Below are 16,980 nucleotides of genomic sequence, written 5' to 3'. Positions count from 1 at the left end.
ATGCAAGGCTTTTTTGTTTAAACTTCCAAAACAGATTCTAATGACTTTTTAAAATCATTTTCTATTTTATTGTTATAAAAAGGAACACCTGTTATTCTGTACCTGTCTGTGTTAATTTTGATTGTTCTTTTTTCTACTTCTAATTCTTTTAGAAAATCTTCTTTCCATTTATCATGAGAAATCAAGTGCCCACCTTTTGGTTCTATGAACACTTGAAAAGTCAATTCCTCTCCTTCTTTTTGTTTACAAAACAAAAGAAAATCGGGTTCAAAAGCACGACCTAATTTGTCAATGATTTTTATCTCTCTTTCATTTCTGATTAAAAAGATATTGTCAAATTTTTGATTTAAACTTTCAAATCTTTTGGCAAACATTTTTACAAAGTCTTTCTCTTCACTTGTCCCGTAATTTGCATTGTAAACATACCACGGTTCATTAACTACCAGACTTTCTTGTCCGTCAGCTCTTTCGTCGTACTTGTTTATTCGTAAAGGTTTGTCTCTAAAAACCTCGTGTACTTTTTTCTGAATATATTCTGAACCTTCATATTGTGTCAAATTTGCTTTTATCTCAATTTCAATTGACGACAATAAACCTTGAATTGCGTGTAAATAGTCCTTATTCGAAATATTTTCTAAACGTTTTTTATTTCCAAAAAAAGCAATTTCAATACCACCAAGATAATCCTTGTCATTGATAAAAAAACTTGTTGACGGAATATTTGGAAAGTATTTTGATAATTTATCGAAATGGAAAAATGGATTTTGAGCTATCGCTGTCCTAATAATGTGCTGATTTTCTATTTCACTCAACTTAACATCTTTTGCAATTACCTTATCATCAATGCTTTCAAAATCGGCAGAAAACATTCCTGACATTCTACCAGATCCCGAAGACAAGATATGTTCATGATTTCTCTTGACAACTCCCAAATCAGCAAACGATTTTATACCTGCATAACTCTTTTCTTTTCGCTTATTAAAAACGACTGTTCCTGTTTTATAAAAATCAGTTTTTTTGAAATCATCCTTCAATTCAAGACACAATTGAACAAAATCTTCCTCTTTTTCTGTGCTTCCAAAATGCTCTAATGCTTTTTTGAGTTCCGAAATGTATTTGCTTTCGTCTTTGGTGTGGTAATACAACTCTTCCAAAACCTTGAAATCATTATCTATTGCATCATCATACTTTCTTCTGTATTTATCTTGATCGATATCTAAAATAAACGGAAAATATCGTGCTCCTCTACCTATTAACTGCGCTTCGGCAACGGTAGTCTTTCCAAAAGTTTTATTAGATCCGCCCGAATTTTGTCCTTCATACAAACGCACAATATCAAAAAGATTCAAAACGTCCCAGCCTTCATTTAACTTTTGAACGGCAAAAATAGCTCGAATTGGATTGTTCGCATCTTCTAATGTATTTAATTTTATCTGATTGGATTCGGCTTCTTTATCGTCATTGGCACTCAAACAGTTTTCTGGTCGGAAATTCGATTTTAGTCTTTTAGCTAATTCATTTGAAGATAACTGAATGCTATCAAAAAAAGAAAAAGCTTTCTGAACAATTGTTACCGTTGAAGTTTCTCGAATTGAATTGATACTATTCTCATCTAAACTTTCTATCAATTGATGAAAATTTTGTTTGTTTCGTTCTGATTCTTTTATGGTTTGTTTTGCCTTAAAAAGAATAACTGGTTTTAAATTGATGTTTTGTTTGGTCGCTAATTCTTGTCTATATTGATTGAGAATAATGGCTTGAATGACACGTTCTTTTTCATCATAATTAGATCGAATTAAATTGATTTCTTTTGAATATTTATCCAATCGAAACTGTTTTAAATCGTATTTAAACAAAACTTTATCTTCGTATTTCTTGACAATATCTTGCTTTTCATAATCCAAAGTAGCAGTAAACTCTAACAATATATTATTCAAATCTGCCTGATGAATATCCTCAATCAGTTTTTCCCAGCTTTGAAACAATTGGGTTTGGCTTTGTGTATTGGCATTATAATGATGTGCTTCGTCACCCAATAAAACAATTTTTCTATTCTTAAATTCCTCCAAACTCAAAGCGTTTTCTTTCTCGCTTTGAACCAAATCTGAATGCAATTTTTGAATCGAAGTAAAATGAATGTTGATATTTCTGTCATCGGCTTCATCAAAGTTTCTCACTTCTTTCATGTATACTTTTCGTCCATTGACAACAATATCTTGATTGAATAAATATTTGCTCGCCGACGCATTCAAAAAGTTTTCTCTTGTTTTATCCAATATGGTGTTAGAATGTACAAAAAACAAAAAGTTGCGATAGCCTTTCTCATACAAGTAGAGCATTAATCCAGCCATGATAAGTGTTTTACCACTTCCTGTAGCCATGTTGTACATTAAATGAAATGGTTTTCTGGGTTTACCTTGAAAATCTTCGTTGTAAAAAAGTATAAAACGCTGAAACGCTTCTTTTTGATAGTCTCGTTCTCCGTAACCTGGTTTAAGATTGTCAGAAATATAATTGGGGATTTCAATTTTGGTAATGGCTCTTTTGCCAAACTCTTCGATTAATGTATCGTATAAATAAGCCATAGTCCTGTTGTTTTATTATACCTACAAGGTTTGAAAAAACCTTGCAGGAATCGAGTTGACCTGCAAGGTTTCCAAAACCTTGTAGGTCTTACATCTATTTTTTGAGTTGATAAAAATCCTGCGTTACTTTTAATTCATCGGCTGTACACTCAAAATCTTTATCCTCTAAAGAAGAAAGATTAACATACAATTGATTTTTATCCAGCAAAGCCATCAAAAGTTCTTGCTGTGCCGAAAATTCCATTTTTTTGAAGTCCTCTAAGTGTTCTTCTTGTTTTTGAATAGCGATGTTGTAATTCAAAAAAGATTTGTTTTTCATTTCCTCCCAAATCTCTAACAAAGTCTTGCTGTCTTTAGCTTCTACGATTTTATCTAAAAAAGTTTGATTGTATTTTTTGAGTTCTATATAAGTGAAAGAACCACCACCTTGCCAATTGACGGATTTAGAGATTCCTGTTGAGTCTCCATTAATCACATTATTTAATCTTGCAAGAGACAAATCAATTTGACTTTGCATTTGTTCAATTCCGATGTATTGAACCTCTAATTTATGAGCAACAGCAATACTTGACCCAGAACCTATATGAAAATCCAACACAACATTTCCTTTTTTCAATCCTGATATTTCAAATAATTTCTCAATAAATTTTTCAGGCTTTTTACCATTTTTAAAAATCACTCCCCCTTCTTCTGAAGAATTATTAAACTCTTTTTCAAAATCAAAATAATTTGGATAAGGATTACCTTTTTCAGTATTTACTTTTAATGGTTTTCCTTGATAATAAAACCCATTATTACCATTATCAAAAGGCTGTCTAACAAAACGATACCCTAATCCATCTCCTTTTTCTCCCATTTTTAAAATTTTGTACAGAGCTCCATTTCCATCTTTATCTTTGCGTTTTCTTAAAAAAAGTTCATAAAATTCAGATGCAGAACCTTTTTGGGTTATTAAAGAGCCTCTAATATTATATTCTTTTAAGTTACCTTCTTTGCTTTTAACTAATTGATAACTGTTCCTGTCATAAATTTCAACATCAAAACCATTTATTTTTATAATTTCACTTGGCTTAGCATTTTCCACTAAAATGATGTCAAAGTTGTAGTCTAAATCTTTATCTTTTTTTATTTCAACTCTATTTGGCACATAATTTGGCATTGAATAACAAATGGTTTGCTCCATTACTTTTTGATACTTTGCATCTTGACGTAAGATTCTATTCTCGTGTCTTACTTTTATATGAAAAATATTTTCAAATCTTTCTTTACCAAATATATCATCTAATACACTTCGTAAGTAGGTATATTCATTATCATCAACACTTACAAATACAACACCATCATCTGTAAGAAGTTTTTTTGCAACTTCCAATCTATTCTTCATAAAAGTCAACCAGGTAGAATGATTAAAATTGTCATTATACCCAAAACTATCACTACCTGTATTATATGGTGGGTCGATATAAATGAGCTTTACTTTTCCAGCAAACTCTTCTTTTAAAGAATGCAAAGCCAATAGATTGTTGCCTTTTATAACCAAATTATCGGTTATAGTACCTTGCTCATTTCTAGTAAAACCTTCAAATGCTTTTTCTCCCTCAACAGTAAAGGTTTTGGCATTGGTAAAAACTTTTGGGTCTAACAATTGGTTGATTTCGTCTTGTGCCAACACTTCATTAAAGAAAATTTCTTCCCGTTTGTCTTCTTCTCGACTTTGCCCTCCTTCAAGAACACAATCTTTATAAGGCCAAACTAGAGCTACTTCGTTTCGTTGATTTAAGAATTTGCCGTCAATCGTTAATCCTATTTTGTTTTTATAAGCCGTAAAACTATCGTTCAAATAGTTCTTTTGCTCCATAAATTCAATAAATAAAGCTTGATTGAAAACCAAAACATCTTTAACAGTAATAAAAAAATGAGTTTTAATTTCTGGATTTTCGAGTAATAAAGAGATTAATGCTTCATCATAATTTTGTGCTTTGCTGATGATTACCCATTTTTTCAGATCGCCGTCATCGGTTACATAATTGGGTTCATTTTTTAAGAGGGCTTCGATCGTAGTGTATAGTTTCATTTAGATCATTAATTTTTTCAAATATAATTAATAAATCAGTTGTAAACAATCTGATATTTACAATCACTCTTATTTAATACGACGAAAGTAACTTTCCAAATATGGAAAAAAGAGTTCGGAAATCGGAAATGAAACAAGAAATTTTTCTTTTAGGGAATCGTATTGAGGAGATTATCAAAGAAAAAGGGTTGAAAACTAGGGAAGTTGCCCACGATGCTGATATGGACGTAGAGAATTTAAGAAAGTACATTAAAGGAAAACAAGAAATGAAAGTAGGAACAATGCTAAAGATTGCTTTTGCATTAAATGTTGAAGCAACAGAATTAATCAAAGATTTAAAAATCAATAAATAAACATTACATTTGCAGTCCTTTAACGAAGAATATTGAACTATTTCTTTATATTTACGTATGTTTAGACGAATCAATAACGACAAAATCGGGAATGTTTTGAACTATTTTGCCTCACAGATAGACTATCTATCTATGACCAAAACGTTGAAACTATTATATATTCTAGACGAAACTTCCATAAAGGAAACAGGAACTCCTGTAACTTGGCTTGACTATAAAGTTTGGGAAAATGGACCTGTTGCTATTGATGTATATAACGAAATCAAGCATCAAGAAGTTTTCTGTTATCAAGGCAAAGAGTTATCATTATTACAAGCTATCCAATTAGAAAAAAAATTCAATTCCGATAGAAATTCCGAAGAAGTTTTTTTGAAGCCTAATGGTAATTTCGATGAAAGTCTCTTTAACAGATATGAATTAAAGTTGTTAGCAACTATTGTTTTCAAATACGGAAATTGGACCGCTGCACAATTAATTCATTTCCTTCATGAAGAAGGTTCGCTTTGGCACAAAATGGTTTCTGAACACAACTTAAAAGATCATTTTAAACAAATAGGTAAAATCACGAATCATTCTATTGAATTTAGTGATTTATTAGAAAACAATCCTATTTTACAAATGGCAGCAAAATCCTCATTTGAAGCTTTATCTTTTCAGGAAAGCATAAGTTAAATTTAATATGCTTGACGAAATTTTACAACAAGGCCATTTAGTATTGATCGAAGATTATCAATTTCAGGATGGAAACGGTAGCAAAGACAAATTTATGATTGTATTAAATCGCAATGATGAATTTGGATATATTATTCACACTTTGACAACCTCTCAAAACAAAATGAACTTGCCATCTGGTAATTTTGGTTGCTCTGTTGTTGGAAACATTCCATACTTTTTTATACAAAAAGAAGTAGAACTTGGTAAAAACAAATTTAGTTTTGCTAAAGATACTTTTGTCTTTTTCAGAAATAATGTTCGCAGAGAAAACCTATCTTCTTTTCTAAAATATAACGAAAAAAATCTTATTCTGAAAGAAAAATTACCAAATGTCTTTTTGAAAAGACTTCTGAAATGCATGCTAAAATCTGAATTTATCGATTTGAATATAGAAAAGGAATTGATTGCAATTAAAGACCAACTTTAATAAAAAATGCCTCTAAAATTTAGAGGCATTTTCATGTAATATAAATGAATAATTATTTCAAAGCATTTACTTTCGCTTTCACTTCTTCCTCAGTTCCTTCGAAAGTTTGAGTAGTTGTAGTTCCGTTGGCGGTAGTAGTTACTGTCGCTTTGGTTTTTCCGTTATCATTGGTCATTTCCACACGAACATCTTTCATCGTAGTCAATTTGATGGTTTGTGTTTTTTCGCCCACAAATTTTCCATCGGCATCGTACATTGACAAACATTTGGCGGTACATTCTTCTGAACAACCATTTTCTTTGCACATCGCTGCACATTCGTCTTTGGTCATAGTGGCCATTTTAGCTGGGTCGCATTTTTTGGCTTCGCACATCATTTCTGTTTTAGCTCCACCTGTGCAACAAGACGCCGTTGCAGCGGTATCAGCATGACCACTTCCTAAGATAGGAGCAATCACTAATCCAATCAAACAAGTTAATTTGATCAAAATGTTCATAGATGGCCCAGAGGTATCTTTGAAAGGGTCTCCCACTGTATCTCCTGTTACCGCCGCTTTGTGTGCGTCAGAACCTTTGTAGGTCATTTCTCCATTGATCATAACCCCAGCTTCGAAAGATTTCTTAGCATTGTCCCAAGCACCTCCAGCGTTATTTTGGAAAACTGCCCATAATACTCCAGACACAGTTACTCCAGCCATATAGCCTCCTAACATTTCAGCAATCAATTGGTTGTTATCACCGTAAACTAATTTACCAAGTAGCACAATAGCAATTGGAAAACCAATGGTTAATATACCAGGCAACATCATTTCGCGTAAAGCGGCTTTGGTGGAAATTTCTACACATTTGCCATATTCGGGTTTTCCTGTTCCTTCCATAATTCCTGGAATTTCTTTGAACTGACGGCGTACTTCGTACACCATATCCATCGCAGCTTTTCCAACAGAATTCATTGCTAAAGCAGAGAAAACCACAGGAATCATTCCACCCACAAATAGCATCGCTAAAACAGGCGCTTTAAAAATATTGATTCCATCAATTCCTGTAAAAGTTACATAAGCTGCAAACAAAGCCAATGAAGTTAATGCCGCAGAAGCAATCGCAAAACCTTTTCCAGTTGCTGCGGTAGTGTTTCCAACAGAATCCAAAATATCGGTTCTGGTGCGTACTTCTTTCGGTAATTCACTCATTTCAGCAATCCCTCCTGCATTATCAGAAATTGGCCCAAATGCATCAATTGCTAATTGCATAGCGGTAGTCGCCATCATTGCAGAAGCCGCTAAAGCCACACCATAAAACCCAGCCAAAGCATAAGAAGTCCAAATGGCTGCTGCAAATAATAAAACCGTTGGGAAAGTAGAAATCATCCCTGTTGCTAAACCAGCGATTACATTAGTTCCAGCTCCAGTTGATGATTTTTGAACGATAGCCATTACTGGTTTTGTACCTAAGCCCGTGTAATATTCCGTTACGGAAGAAATCGTTCCACCCACGATCAAACCTACAATCGTTGCATAGAAAACACGCATTGAGTCGATGTCTTTCATTCCTTCGCCATAAAACTCCATTTTCATGGTCGTAGGTAACATATATTGTACTAAAAAGTAACATGCGATTAATGTCAACCCAATAGACACCCAGTTTCCGATATTTAAGGCTTTTTGTACTTGAGCTTCTTTGGCATCATCACTACTGATTTTTACCAACATGGTTCCGATGATAGAAAACAAAATTCCGAAACCAGCAATCGCCATCGGCAATAAAATAGGACCGATTCCGCCAAAGGCATCCTCAATTTTCCCGCCCATATCTTTAATCACGTAGTTTCCAAGAACCATAGCTGCCAATACAGTCGCTACATAGGATCCAAATAAATCGGCTCCCATTCCAGCAACATCTCCCACATTGTCACCAACGTTATCTGCGATAGTTGCAGGGTTTCTTGGATCGTCTTCAGGAATTCCAGCCTCTACTTTTCCAACTAAATCGGCACCAACATCTGCCGCTTTGGTATAAATTCCACCACCAACTCGGGCAAACAAAGCAATAGACTCGGCTCCTAAAGAAAAACCAGCTAAGGTTTCTAAAACAATCGTCATGTCTTCGGTAGAAGTCCATTCGCCATTCATAAAGATTCTGAAAAAGATAATAAAAAAACCGGTTAACCCTAAAACAGCTAAACCGGCTACACCTAATCCCATTACGGTTCCTCCACCAAAAGATACTTTCAAAGCTTGAGGTAAACTAGTACGTGCGGCTTGAGTAGTTCTTACATTGGTTTTGGTGGCAATTTTCATTCCCATATTTCCAGCCCAAGCCGAGAAAAATGCTCCAAAAACAAAGGCGATAACTATTAACAAATGAGTCTTTACACCAGGTAAAAAAGTGATTCCTGCCAAAACCGCACTTGCTAAAAGAACAAACACGGCCAATAATCTATATTCTGCTTTTAAAAAAGCTAAAGCTCCTTCATAAATATAATCTGATATCTCCTTCATTTTGCCATCACCAGCATCTTGTTTGAGCACCCAAGCTCTTTTTACCCACATGAACAAAAGTCCAATAAGCGCCATCACAATAGGCACATAAATCATAAATGTATTCATAAAAAAAAATATTTTTTGGTTAGTTAAATAATCTAGTTGGTAACGAATTTAAACAAAAAAAGCAACACTCATTGCTGAGTATTGCTTTTTTTATAAATTTTGATGGTTAAAATTATTTAATACTAAATAATCCCTCTGGTTTATTTTCGATATCATCAAAACGCTTGGTACATTCTTTAATGATTGCATACGCTTCATTCACGTCTCCCCAACCTTCAACATCTACTTTTTTGTTTTCCAAATCTTTGTATACTTGAAAGAAATGTTCAATCTCTTTTAATAAGTGTGGATTTACATCTGAAAGATTTTCTAATGAATTCCAAATTGGATCAGAAACAGGCACACAGATTACTTTTTCATCTGGCCCCTTATCGTCTGCCATGTGAAAAACGCCAATTGGCTTTACTTCCATCACACATCCAGGAAACGTTGGTTCATTTACCAATACCAAAACATCCAATGGATCGCCATCTAAGGCCAATGTTTCTGGAATAAATCCATAATCTGCTGGATACATCATAGAAGAGAATAACATTCTATCAAAACGCATTCTTTTAATAGCAAAATCGTACTCGTATTTGTTTCTACTTCCTCTTGGTATTTCGATCAATACATCGAAAGTTTTTAATTTGTCTGCAGTCATTTTTATTACCTCTTAGCTTTATATAAAATTTTTGCAAAAGTATGCAAACCGAACGTTTTTACAAGAAAAAAATAAGGATATATAACTATAACGTTTTCGGCAATTAAGGATTATAAACCACTTTTCGGTTGCGTTTGCACAAATAGTGATGCCATAACAAATAAGTAGCAAAAGAACGATGGGGTTTCCACTGTTCTGCGCGCTGCTCCATCTGCTCTTTGTCGTGTAGATCAAATAATTCTTTGAAGGTATTTACCACGGCTATATCTCCAAGGGGTAGCAAATCTTGTGCTTGTAGCGAAAACATCAAATAAATATCGATAGTCCAATGGCCGATTCCTTTTATTTTGATTAATTTTTCGCGAACTACTTCGGCCGAAAGTGAAGATAATTCTTCAAGAACCAATTCTTTTGAAAGCAGTGCAGCGGCTAAGGCTTTGATATAGGTTATTTTTTGACGACTAACACCCACTGCTCTCAATTGTTCATCATTGAGTTGCACAACCATTGCTGGAGAAAAGGGTTTAGCCACTTCTTTTACTCGCAAAAAAGTCGCTTTGGCAGAATCTATAGAAACTTGCTGTTCTAAAATTAAAAGCACGAGTGTCTCGAAACCTTCGGGACGTTGTGGAATGGTGGGCAAGCCGTACTTTTCGGCTATAGTTTTGAAAACTGTTTCTTGGGCAATTAATAACGAAAAAGGTTCTTGCATAATCGAGTGTTTAGCCCAGATGGAAGCGGCATCCTCTAGTGGCGGGGTTCGCCACTAGAGATATAGCGTACAGCTGGATGAGCTCCTAAAAATTAAACCCAAAGGTTCCTTTGACTGTAAAATTTTGCGCATCGGGCGTGTTGAGATAGCTACCGCGCCATGCAAAATCTATTCTAAATACTTTGAAAATATTTCCAATTCCGGCACTGTATTCCCAATAGATGTTCTCGGGAGCAACATAAGGTAATCCAGAAGCATTGATCGCTCTGTTGGCCTCTGAGATTGTTCCATAAACGCCTTTTACCCCTACGACCTCTCGCCAATTGAGCTTTCGCATGAAGGGAATTCGAGCAAACAAACGCCCTTGAAAGTTGTGATTCCATTGTAAGGTTACGTATTGATCGCTTATGAATTCGTAGAAATTCAGATTATTGAAGGTATTCTCGATACTGAAATACGTTTGATTCCCAGGAATAACGCTCATCAATCCTAAAGGAATGGTGCCAAATGTTTTTCCGGCTTCTAAAATTAAATTGGTTCTTCCGAGTGGTCCGATAATGAACGGCTGTTTGTAATACACCTGAATTTTATCATATCTAAAGTCACTATTTAAGACACCTTTGAATCCGTGGCTAAAATTGACAAAAACACGACTGTACGGACTGTCTACAATATCTCGTTCTACGCCAAACCCAATGGTTTTTCGGTTGGGAGTGTACTCAATTTGAAGATTTGCTTCGGACTGTTTCACCTCACTTTTTGTAACACCTAGAGGATTCGAAGCCGATGGCAAAGTGGTATAATAATCTAAACTAAAGGTTGGCGAGGCTGAAACCAAGGTGCGATGTGAAATCCCGGTTTGAAAGGTCCAATTCTTAAAAGGTTCAATCTCGAACGAAAAACTGGTAAGATTGATATTCGTAAGTTTTCCGTTGTTTCCTGTAGTAAACAAAGCCGAGGAGGCAAAACTTCGTCCCAAGACATCATTGGTCGTGGTCAAACTGGCACCGATTTGTTCGATATCTCTTCGATTTCCTCCCGAGATAATGATTCGGTTTTTCTTATCGACCATCCATTTCCCAGAAACGCCATATTTGAATTTTTGATCATTAAAACCATAGGCTGTAAAAGCCTGAACGCGCCAGGGGTCATTGGGGCCAAAATAGGTTCTTCCGCCCAAACGAAGTCGAATGCCCTCTACTTCGTTATAACCAAAGGTGGAAAAAACATTACCAAAATCAAAGTTATTGAACTCTACATAACCACTTCCTAAGATAGAAACCAAGCTGTACAATTGCTTAAACTTTTTGACGGTTTGCAAGGTGTCAAGCATTTTGTAAACGCCTTTTTCGTCTTTGGAGAGTTTTTCAAAGCGATGCTCTTCCCAATATTCTTCGGGTTTATTGTAGACTTCGTTGTCTATAAAATTGACTTCGTCTTTGTAAAAAGCAGGAGATTTGGGTTTGTTAAACTCATGATTGCGATAAAAAGTGGTTCTTTTGCCATATACCCCCTTAGACTTTTCTTTTTTGTTTAACGCAAAATCCGACATTAAATAATCTCGAGTTAAAAGAAAAACAGAGTCGTTCATTACCTCAAATTCTTGTTCGATATAAATGTCTTTTACCCAGTTAATATTGGCGCTCTTGGTTACCGCCATATTGATTTTCTTAATGGCAAAAGTGGTGTCGTTTACCCAAAAATCTCCTTTAAAGGTCAATTCGTTTTTACGTCTTGGATAGAAAACAATATTAAAACACCATTTGTTGTCGATTAATGCACTATCACGCAATACATAATTATAGACATCAATCCCTGTTCTAGAAAGTGGACTTGTAAAACTTTTATCGAAAAAAGTTAAATGATTGTCATAGATATTATAATCAGAATACAAATCTTTGACAAAAGCTAGTATTTGTTGATTTCCATTAAATCCAGAAGTTTTATTGGCTTTATTGATTTCTTTGACTTTCTTGAGGCTATTATCTCCATACACATCATACAAAGCTTCGTTGATAAAAATGGGCAAATAGGTTTTTCCAGTAACTTTTGACGTATCGACTTGTTTAAAGACAAACTCCATGCCTTTGAAAATTTTATTCTTCATAAAAGCACTGTCAATGGTGTTCATGTCAAATTCAATCTTCTCATACTTTTCCATTTGATATTGATTGAATTGGTACAAACCGTTTTTGCGTTTGCGTTCCCAAATTTTACGCAAAATATCTAAGGCCGGGTTGTTTTTTTTAGAAGTTTTACCAGTAAAAATAACCACTTCATTCAATTCCTCCATTTCTTTCAATACAATTTTAAAATTGTAACTCACCGCCTTTTCCAAGGTGATTTCCTTATCAGAAAAACCAGCTGAAGTAATTACTAAAACCGTATAGGTTTTTGGAGACTCAATGTAAAAACGCCCATCTTCGTTAGATACAATTCCAACATTAGAATTTTTAAACACAACATTAGCATAGGGAATTGGTTGATTGGCTTTATCGACCACAATACCACTAACCTTAGTTTGTGCATTTACAACAGCAACTGATGCAAATAGAAGTATAATGAGATATAAAATTGATTTTTTCATAATAAAAAAAGGCTTCATCGAACGTGTATCGATGAAGCCCCAAATATAACAAGTTAGATGATAAGTAGTCGTCTTAAACCGCTACTAGGACTGTTAAAAAAAACCTATTTTATGCTTTTTAACATCTCTTATTTTCTGTACAATACTTTTTTAACTGCTTTTATTACGTCATCAGCATTCGGTAACCACTCTTTTAAAAGTACTGGAGAGTAAGGTGCTGGTGTATCAGCTGTTGTGATTCGCTGGATTGGCGCATCCAAGAAATCAAAAGCCTGTTCTTGAACTAAATAAGTAATTTCTGAAGATACACTAGCAAAAGGCCAAGCTTCTTCTAGAATTACCAAACGATTTGTTTTCTTAACCGATTTCAAAATCGCTTCTGTATCCATAGGACGAACCGTTCTCAAATCGATTATTTCACAAGAAATCCCTTCTTTGGCCAAATCATCAGCTGCTTTAAAAGCTTCTTTAATAATTTTTCCAAAAGAAACAATTGTTACATCAGTTCCTTCTCTAGGAACATCGGCCACTCCTAGTGGTATAGTATATTCACCATCTGGCACTTCGCCTTTGTCGCCATACATTTGTTCTGATTCCATGAAAATCACCGGATCATTATCGCGAATAGCCGATTTCAACAATCCTTTGGCATCATATACATTCGAAGGCACTACAACTTTTAGCCCTGGAGTATTCGCAAACCAATTCTCGATAGCTTGAGAGTGCGTTGCTCCTAATTGTCCAGCAGAAGCTGTTGGCCCTCTAAAAACAATCGGAATATTAAATTGTCCACCAGACATTTGACGCATCTTGGCAGCATTATTAATAATTTGATCAATACCCACCATACAAAAGTTGAAGGTCATGTATTCTACAATCGGACGACATCCATTCATGGCTGAACCTACAGCAATACCAGTAAAACCAAGCTCTGCAATAGGAGTATCAATAACTCGTTTTTCACCAAATTCGGCCAACATTCCTTTCGATGCTTTGTAGGCACCATTGTATTCAGCAACTTCTTCACCCATTAAGTATATGGACTCATCGCGACGCATTTCTTCACTCATCGCTTCGCAAATCGCCTCTCTAAATTGTATCGTTCTCATATTATAATATCTATGTGTGTTTTTTCGAACAGCAAAAATAAATATTTTAAACTACTTTAAAGCATAAAATAGGTTTAAAATTATTAGGAGCCATTTCCAGCTATCCGCTCTATCTCTAGTGGCGAACCCCGCCACTAGAGGATGCCGCTCCTATCTGGGCTAGGGTTCAGCGTACAAAAGACCTATTTCGTTTTCATATCAAGAAAGTGTTTAAAACAAATAAAATTAATTTTGTTAAAAAGAGAGCAAACGAAAACAATACTAAACCCATCCCAACTGTTTCTCTCTAAGTTTTTCGAGAGAATACAGACCCTCTAGCGAAATCGTAATAGTTTTGAAAAAATATTATGCATGCATAGTAAATATTCCAATTATTATTTTAAATTTGTAAAGCTTTATCAAAAAAAAACAAGTCTTATGAAAATATTAGTTTGCATCAGTCACGTTCCTGATACTACTTCAAAAATTAATTTCGTTAACGGTGATTCAGAATTCGACACCAATGGCGTTCAGTACGTTATCAATCCAAATGACGAATTTGGATTAACTAGAGCCATCTGGTTTCAAGAACAACAAGGCGCAACAGTAACTGTTGTAAATGTAGGTGGCCCAGACACCGAACCTACTTTAAGAAAAGCATTAGCAATTGGAGCCAACGAAGCCATTCGTGTAAATGCTACTCCAACAGACGGTTTCTTCGTAGCCAAACAATTGGCAGAAGTAATCAAAAATGGCGGATACGATTTAGTAATCGCCGGAAAAGAATCCTTAGATTACAACGGCGGAATGGTTCCTGGAATGATTGCTGGAATCTTAGGGTACAACTTTTTGAACTCTTGTGTAAGTGTTGCTGTTGATGGAACATCAGTAACTGCTTCCAGAGAAATCGATGGTGGAAAAGAAACTGTAGCTACAACTTTACCATTAATCATTGGAGGTCAAAAAGGATTAGTTGAGGAAAAAGATTTGCGTATTCCAAACATGAGAGGAATTATGACGGCAAGAACTAAAGCCTTAACTATTTTAGAGCCTGTAGATGCTAATGTAGCTACTAAAGCAGTAAAATTTGATAAACCAGCTCCAAAATCAGCAGTAAAATTAGTAGCCGCTGACAACTTGGATGAACTAATCAATTTGTTACACAACGAAGCGAAAGTAATTTAGTATTCAGTAATCAGTTTTTAGTGTTCCGTTTAAAAATCTAAAATAATTCAGTTTTAAGTCTCTGTTTTCAGTTGCAAAACTTTAAATCTTAAACTTTAAACTCTTAAACAAAAAAATCATGTCAATACTAATATACGCAGAATCTGCAGAAGGAAAATTCAAAAAAGTAGCCCTAGAATTGGCTTCTTATGCAAAAAAAGTAGCTGAAAGCTTAGGCACAACAGTAACAGCTGTTACTGTAAACGCAGGAGATGTTTCGGAGCTCTCAAAATACGGTGTAGATAAAGTTTTAAAAGTGACTAATGACCAATTAGCAACTTTTTCAGCAAAAGCTTATGCAGATGTTATCAAGCAAGCTGCTCAAAAAGAAAGCTCAAAAGTGGTGATTCTTTCATCAACTACAGATAGTATCTATTTGTCTTCATTAGTAGCGGTTGGTTTAGAGGCAGGTTTTGCTTCCAATGTTGTGGGATTGCCGGTAAGTACCGCTCCATTTCAAGTAAAAAGAACCGCTTTTTCAAACAAAGCTTTCAATACTACCGAAATTAATACTGAAGTAAAAGTATTAGGAATTGCTAAAAATTCTTACGGTATTTTTGAAAATGCAGTAGCAACCACCGAAGAAGATTTTGCACCAAGCATTGATGCTAACGATTTTGGTGTAAAAGTAACCGCTGTTGAAAAAAGTTCAGGAAAAATTTCTATTGCCGATGCAGATATTGTAGTGTCAGCAGGACGTGGAATGAAAGGTCCAGAAAACTGGGGAATGATCGAAGAATTAGCAGGCGTTTTAGGTGCTGCAACAGCTTGTTCAAAACCGGTATCCGATTTAGGATGGAGACCTCACGGAGAACACGTTGGGCAAACAGGTAAACCAGTTGCTACTAATTTATACATTGCGGTAGGTATTTCTGGAGCGATTCAGCATATTGCGGGTATCAACTCATCAAAAGTAAAAGTAGTTATCAATAGTGATCCAGAAGCCCCTTTCTTTAAAGTAGCCGACTATGGAATTGTTGGAGACGCTTTCGAAATTGTACCTCAATTAATTGAAAAATTCAAAGCTTTCAAAGCACAACATTCATAGCAATTAGTAAGCTGTTTTTAGTCCTTAATTTGCACAGATAAACCTTTCCTTGACAACAAGAAAAAGAACCAAGAACTAAGGGCTAGCAACTAAGTACTAATTTAAATCACAATAAGGCTACCTAAAAACAAGATAATTGTATCTTTGCTTTAGGTAGCTCTTTTTTTTGTCCCTTTTTTTGATTAAAATTGCACCTTAAAAAAACCTAATAACTAGCAACATCAATAGTTATTTTTTCTATAAAAAATCCATGAGCTTAGTAAAATTAACCATAAAAGGAATATCATACAGTCAGACACAAAACGGAGCTTATGCTTTAATTTTGAACGAAGTGGATGGCGAACGAAAACTACCCATCGTTATTGGAGCTTTTGAAGCACAGTCAATTGCTATTGCATTAGAAAAAGAAATTAAACCTCCGCGTCCTTTGACGCATGATTTATTTAAAAATTTTGCCGAACGTTTTGATATAGTTGTAAAACAAGTGATCATTCACAAATTAGTCGATGGTGTTTTTTACTCCAGTATTATTTGTGAAAGAGACAAAATCGAAGAAATTATTGACGCAAGAACCTCGGATGCTATCGCATTAGCACTTCGATTTAGCGCCCCTATTTTTACTTATAAAAACATTTTGGATAAGGCAGGCATTTACTTAAAATCAAATCCAAACCCTACCGATCCAGGTGCTGAAGAAATTGACAACATCCTATCCAACCCCCAAACTTTTGGTCATGGAGAAGAAACCAATCAATCAGGACCAACCTATGCCAATCATAGCTTACAGGAATTAAACGAACTATTAGAACAAGCTGTAGCTAATGAAGACTATGAAAAAGCAGCCAAGATAAGAGACGAAATATCCAAACGTTAAGCAAATAATTGCTTTTTAACATAAAGACACCCCAAAAAAGCAACTA

13 protein-coding genes are annotated in these 16,980 nt (G+C 34.9%); 6 read left to right on the top strand and 7 right to left on the bottom strand.

Annotation, left to right across the window (positions count from 1 at the left end; translation table 11 throughout):
* Positions 1-17: 17 nt before the first annotated feature.
* Together FLB_RS08785 and FLB_RS08780 are read right to left on the bottom strand one after the other, a co-directional pair.
* Positions 18-2,585 carry a DEAD/DEAH box helicase family protein gene (locus FLB_RS08785; RefSeq protein ID WP_064715573.1) on the bottom strand — a complete coding sequence of 856 codons (2,568 nt, stop codon included), beginning with the start codon at positions 2,583-2,585 and terminating at the stop codon, positions 18-20.
* Positions 2,586-2,679: 94 nt separating this feature from the next.
* Complete coding sequence (locus FLB_RS08780) at positions 2,680-4,659, bottom strand: DNA methyltransferase (protein WP_064715572.1); 1,980 nt, start codon at positions 4,657-4,659, stop codon at positions 2,680-2,682.
* A gap of 101 nt (positions 4,660-4,760) precedes the next feature.
* Here FLB_RS08780 and FLB_RS08775 point away from each other — a divergent pair, with 101 nt between their 5' ends.
* From FLB_RS08775 to FLB_RS08765, 3 genes are read left to right on the top strand one after another with little or no spacing between them, the layout of a single operon-like run.
* The gene (locus FLB_RS08775) at positions 4,761-5,012 is read left to right on the top strand and encodes a helix-turn-helix domain-containing protein (protein WP_064715571.1); all 252 of its coding nucleotides are present in this window, start codon (positions 4,761-4,763) and stop codon (positions 5,010-5,012) included.
* A 57-nt stretch (positions 5,013-5,069) separates the two neighbouring features.
* Positions 5,070-5,684, top strand: coding sequence for a type II toxin-antitoxin system antitoxin SocA domain-containing protein (locus FLB_RS08770; protein WP_082923253.1), 615 nt, complete (start codon positions 5,070-5,072; stop codon positions 5,682-5,684).
* A 7-nt stretch (positions 5,685-5,691) separates the two neighbouring features.
* Complete coding sequence (locus FLB_RS08765; protein WP_064715569.1) at positions 5,692-6,153, top strand: hypothetical protein; 462 nt, start codon at positions 5,692-5,694, stop codon at positions 6,151-6,153.
* Between the two features lie 52 nt (positions 6,154-6,205).
* Here the strand turns inward: FLB_RS08765 and FLB_RS08760 are convergent, their stop codons facing one another.
* From FLB_RS08760 to FLB_RS08740, 5 genes are all read right to left on the bottom strand, one after another.
* The gene (locus FLB_RS08760) at positions 6,206-8,758 is read right to left on the bottom strand and encodes a sodium-translocating pyrophosphatase (RefSeq protein ID WP_064715568.1); all 2,553 of its coding nucleotides are present in this window, start codon (positions 8,756-8,758) and stop codon (positions 6,206-6,208) included.
* Positions 8,759-8,870: 112 nt separating this feature from the next.
* Positions 8,871-9,401 (bottom strand): inorganic diphosphatase, encoded by a 531-nt coding sequence (locus tag FLB_RS08755; protein WP_064715567.1) that lies wholly within the window; start codon positions 9,399-9,401, stop codon positions 8,871-8,873.
* Between the two features lie 103 nt (positions 9,402-9,504).
* The gene (locus FLB_RS08750; protein WP_064715566.1) at positions 9,505-10,113 is read right to left on the bottom strand and encodes a DNA-3-methyladenine glycosylase family protein; all 609 of its coding nucleotides are present in this window, start codon (positions 10,111-10,113) and stop codon (positions 9,505-9,507) included.
* A gap of 85 nt (positions 10,114-10,198) precedes the next feature.
* A complete protein-coding gene (locus tag FLB_RS08745; RefSeq protein ID WP_064715618.1) occupies positions 10,199-12,700 on the bottom strand; it encodes a DUF5686 and carboxypeptidase-like regulatory domain-containing protein in 2,502 nt (833 codons plus the stop codon).
* A 128-nt stretch (positions 12,701-12,828) separates the two neighbouring features.
* Entirely contained in the window at positions 12,829-13,848 is a 1,020-nt protein-coding gene (locus tag FLB_RS08740; protein ID WP_262487458.1) for a pyruvate dehydrogenase complex E1 component subunit beta, read from the bottom strand.
* A 378-nt stretch (positions 13,849-14,226) separates the two neighbouring features.
* Between FLB_RS08740 and FLB_RS08735 the strand changes: the two genes are divergently transcribed.
* From FLB_RS08735 to FLB_RS08725, 3 genes are all read left to right on the top strand, one after another.
* A complete protein-coding gene (locus tag FLB_RS08735) occupies positions 14,227-14,973 on the top strand; it encodes an electron transfer flavoprotein subunit beta/FixA family protein (RefSeq protein WP_064715617.1) in 747 nt (248 codons plus the stop codon).
* A 118-nt stretch (positions 14,974-15,091) separates the two neighbouring features.
* Entirely contained in the window at positions 15,092-16,060 is a 969-nt protein-coding gene (locus FLB_RS08730) for an electron transfer flavoprotein subunit alpha/FixB family protein (RefSeq protein ID WP_064715564.1), read from the top strand.
* A 250-nt stretch (positions 16,061-16,310) separates the two neighbouring features.
* Complete coding sequence (locus tag FLB_RS08725) at positions 16,311-16,934, top strand: bifunctional nuclease family protein (protein ID WP_064715563.1); 624 nt, start codon at positions 16,311-16,313, stop codon at positions 16,932-16,934.
* Positions 16,935-16,980 lie beyond the last annotated feature (46 nt).

Source organism: Flavobacterium succinicans (assembly GCF_001662485.1).
GTDB classification, from domain to species: domain Bacteria; phylum Bacteroidota; class Bacteroidia; order Flavobacteriales; family Flavobacteriaceae; genus Flavobacterium; species Flavobacterium succinicans_A.
The sequence above is the reverse complement of the archived record's forward strand: the minus strand, read 5'-3'. Positions and strand labels throughout refer to the sequence as shown.

What these genes read in the sequence shown, in the direction of transcription:
- FLB_RS08760 (WP_064715568.1), bottom strand. Translation starts at nt 8,758, where the DNA reads ATGAATACATTTATGATTTATGTGCCTATTGTGATGGCGCTTATTGGA.
- FLB_RS08770 (WP_082923253.1), top strand. Translation starts at nt 5,070, where the DNA reads ATGTTTAGACGAATCAATAACGACAAAATCGGGAATGTTTTGAACTAT.
- FLB_RS08750 (WP_064715566.1), bottom strand. Translation starts at nt 10,113, where the DNA reads ATGCAAGAACCTTTTTCGTTATTAATTGCCCAAGAAACAGTTTTCAAA.
- FLB_RS08735 (WP_064715617.1), top strand. Translation starts at nt 14,227, where the DNA reads ATGAAAATATTAGTTTGCATCAGTCACGTTCCTGATACTACTTCAAAA.
- FLB_RS08780 (WP_064715572.1), bottom strand. Translation starts at nt 4,659, where the DNA reads ATGAAACTATACACTACGATCGAAGCCCTCTTAAAAAATGAACCCAAT.
- FLB_RS08765 (WP_064715569.1), top strand. Translation starts at nt 5,692, where the DNA reads ATGCTTGACGAAATTTTACAACAAGGCCATTTAGTATTGATCGAAGAT.
- FLB_RS08785 (WP_064715573.1), bottom strand. Translation starts at nt 2,585, where the DNA reads ATGGCTTATTTATACGATACATTAATCGAAGAGTTTGGCAAAAGAGCC.
- FLB_RS08755 (WP_064715567.1), bottom strand. Translation starts at nt 9,401, where the DNA reads ATGACTGCAGACAAATTAAAAACTTTCGATGTATTGATCGAAATACCA.
- FLB_RS08775 (WP_064715571.1), top strand. Translation starts at nt 4,761, where the DNA reads ATGGAAAAAAGAGTTCGGAAATCGGAAATGAAACAAGAAATTTTTCTT.
- FLB_RS08725 (WP_064715563.1), top strand. Translation starts at nt 16,311, where the DNA reads ATGAGCTTAGTAAAATTAACCATAAAAGGAATATCATACAGTCAGACA.
- FLB_RS08745 (WP_064715618.1), bottom strand. Translation starts at nt 12,700, where the DNA reads ATGAAAAAATCAATTTTATATCTCATTATACTTCTATTTGCATCAGTT.
- FLB_RS08730 (WP_064715564.1), top strand. Translation starts at nt 15,092, where the DNA reads ATGTCAATACTAATATACGCAGAATCTGCAGAAGGAAAATTCAAAAAA.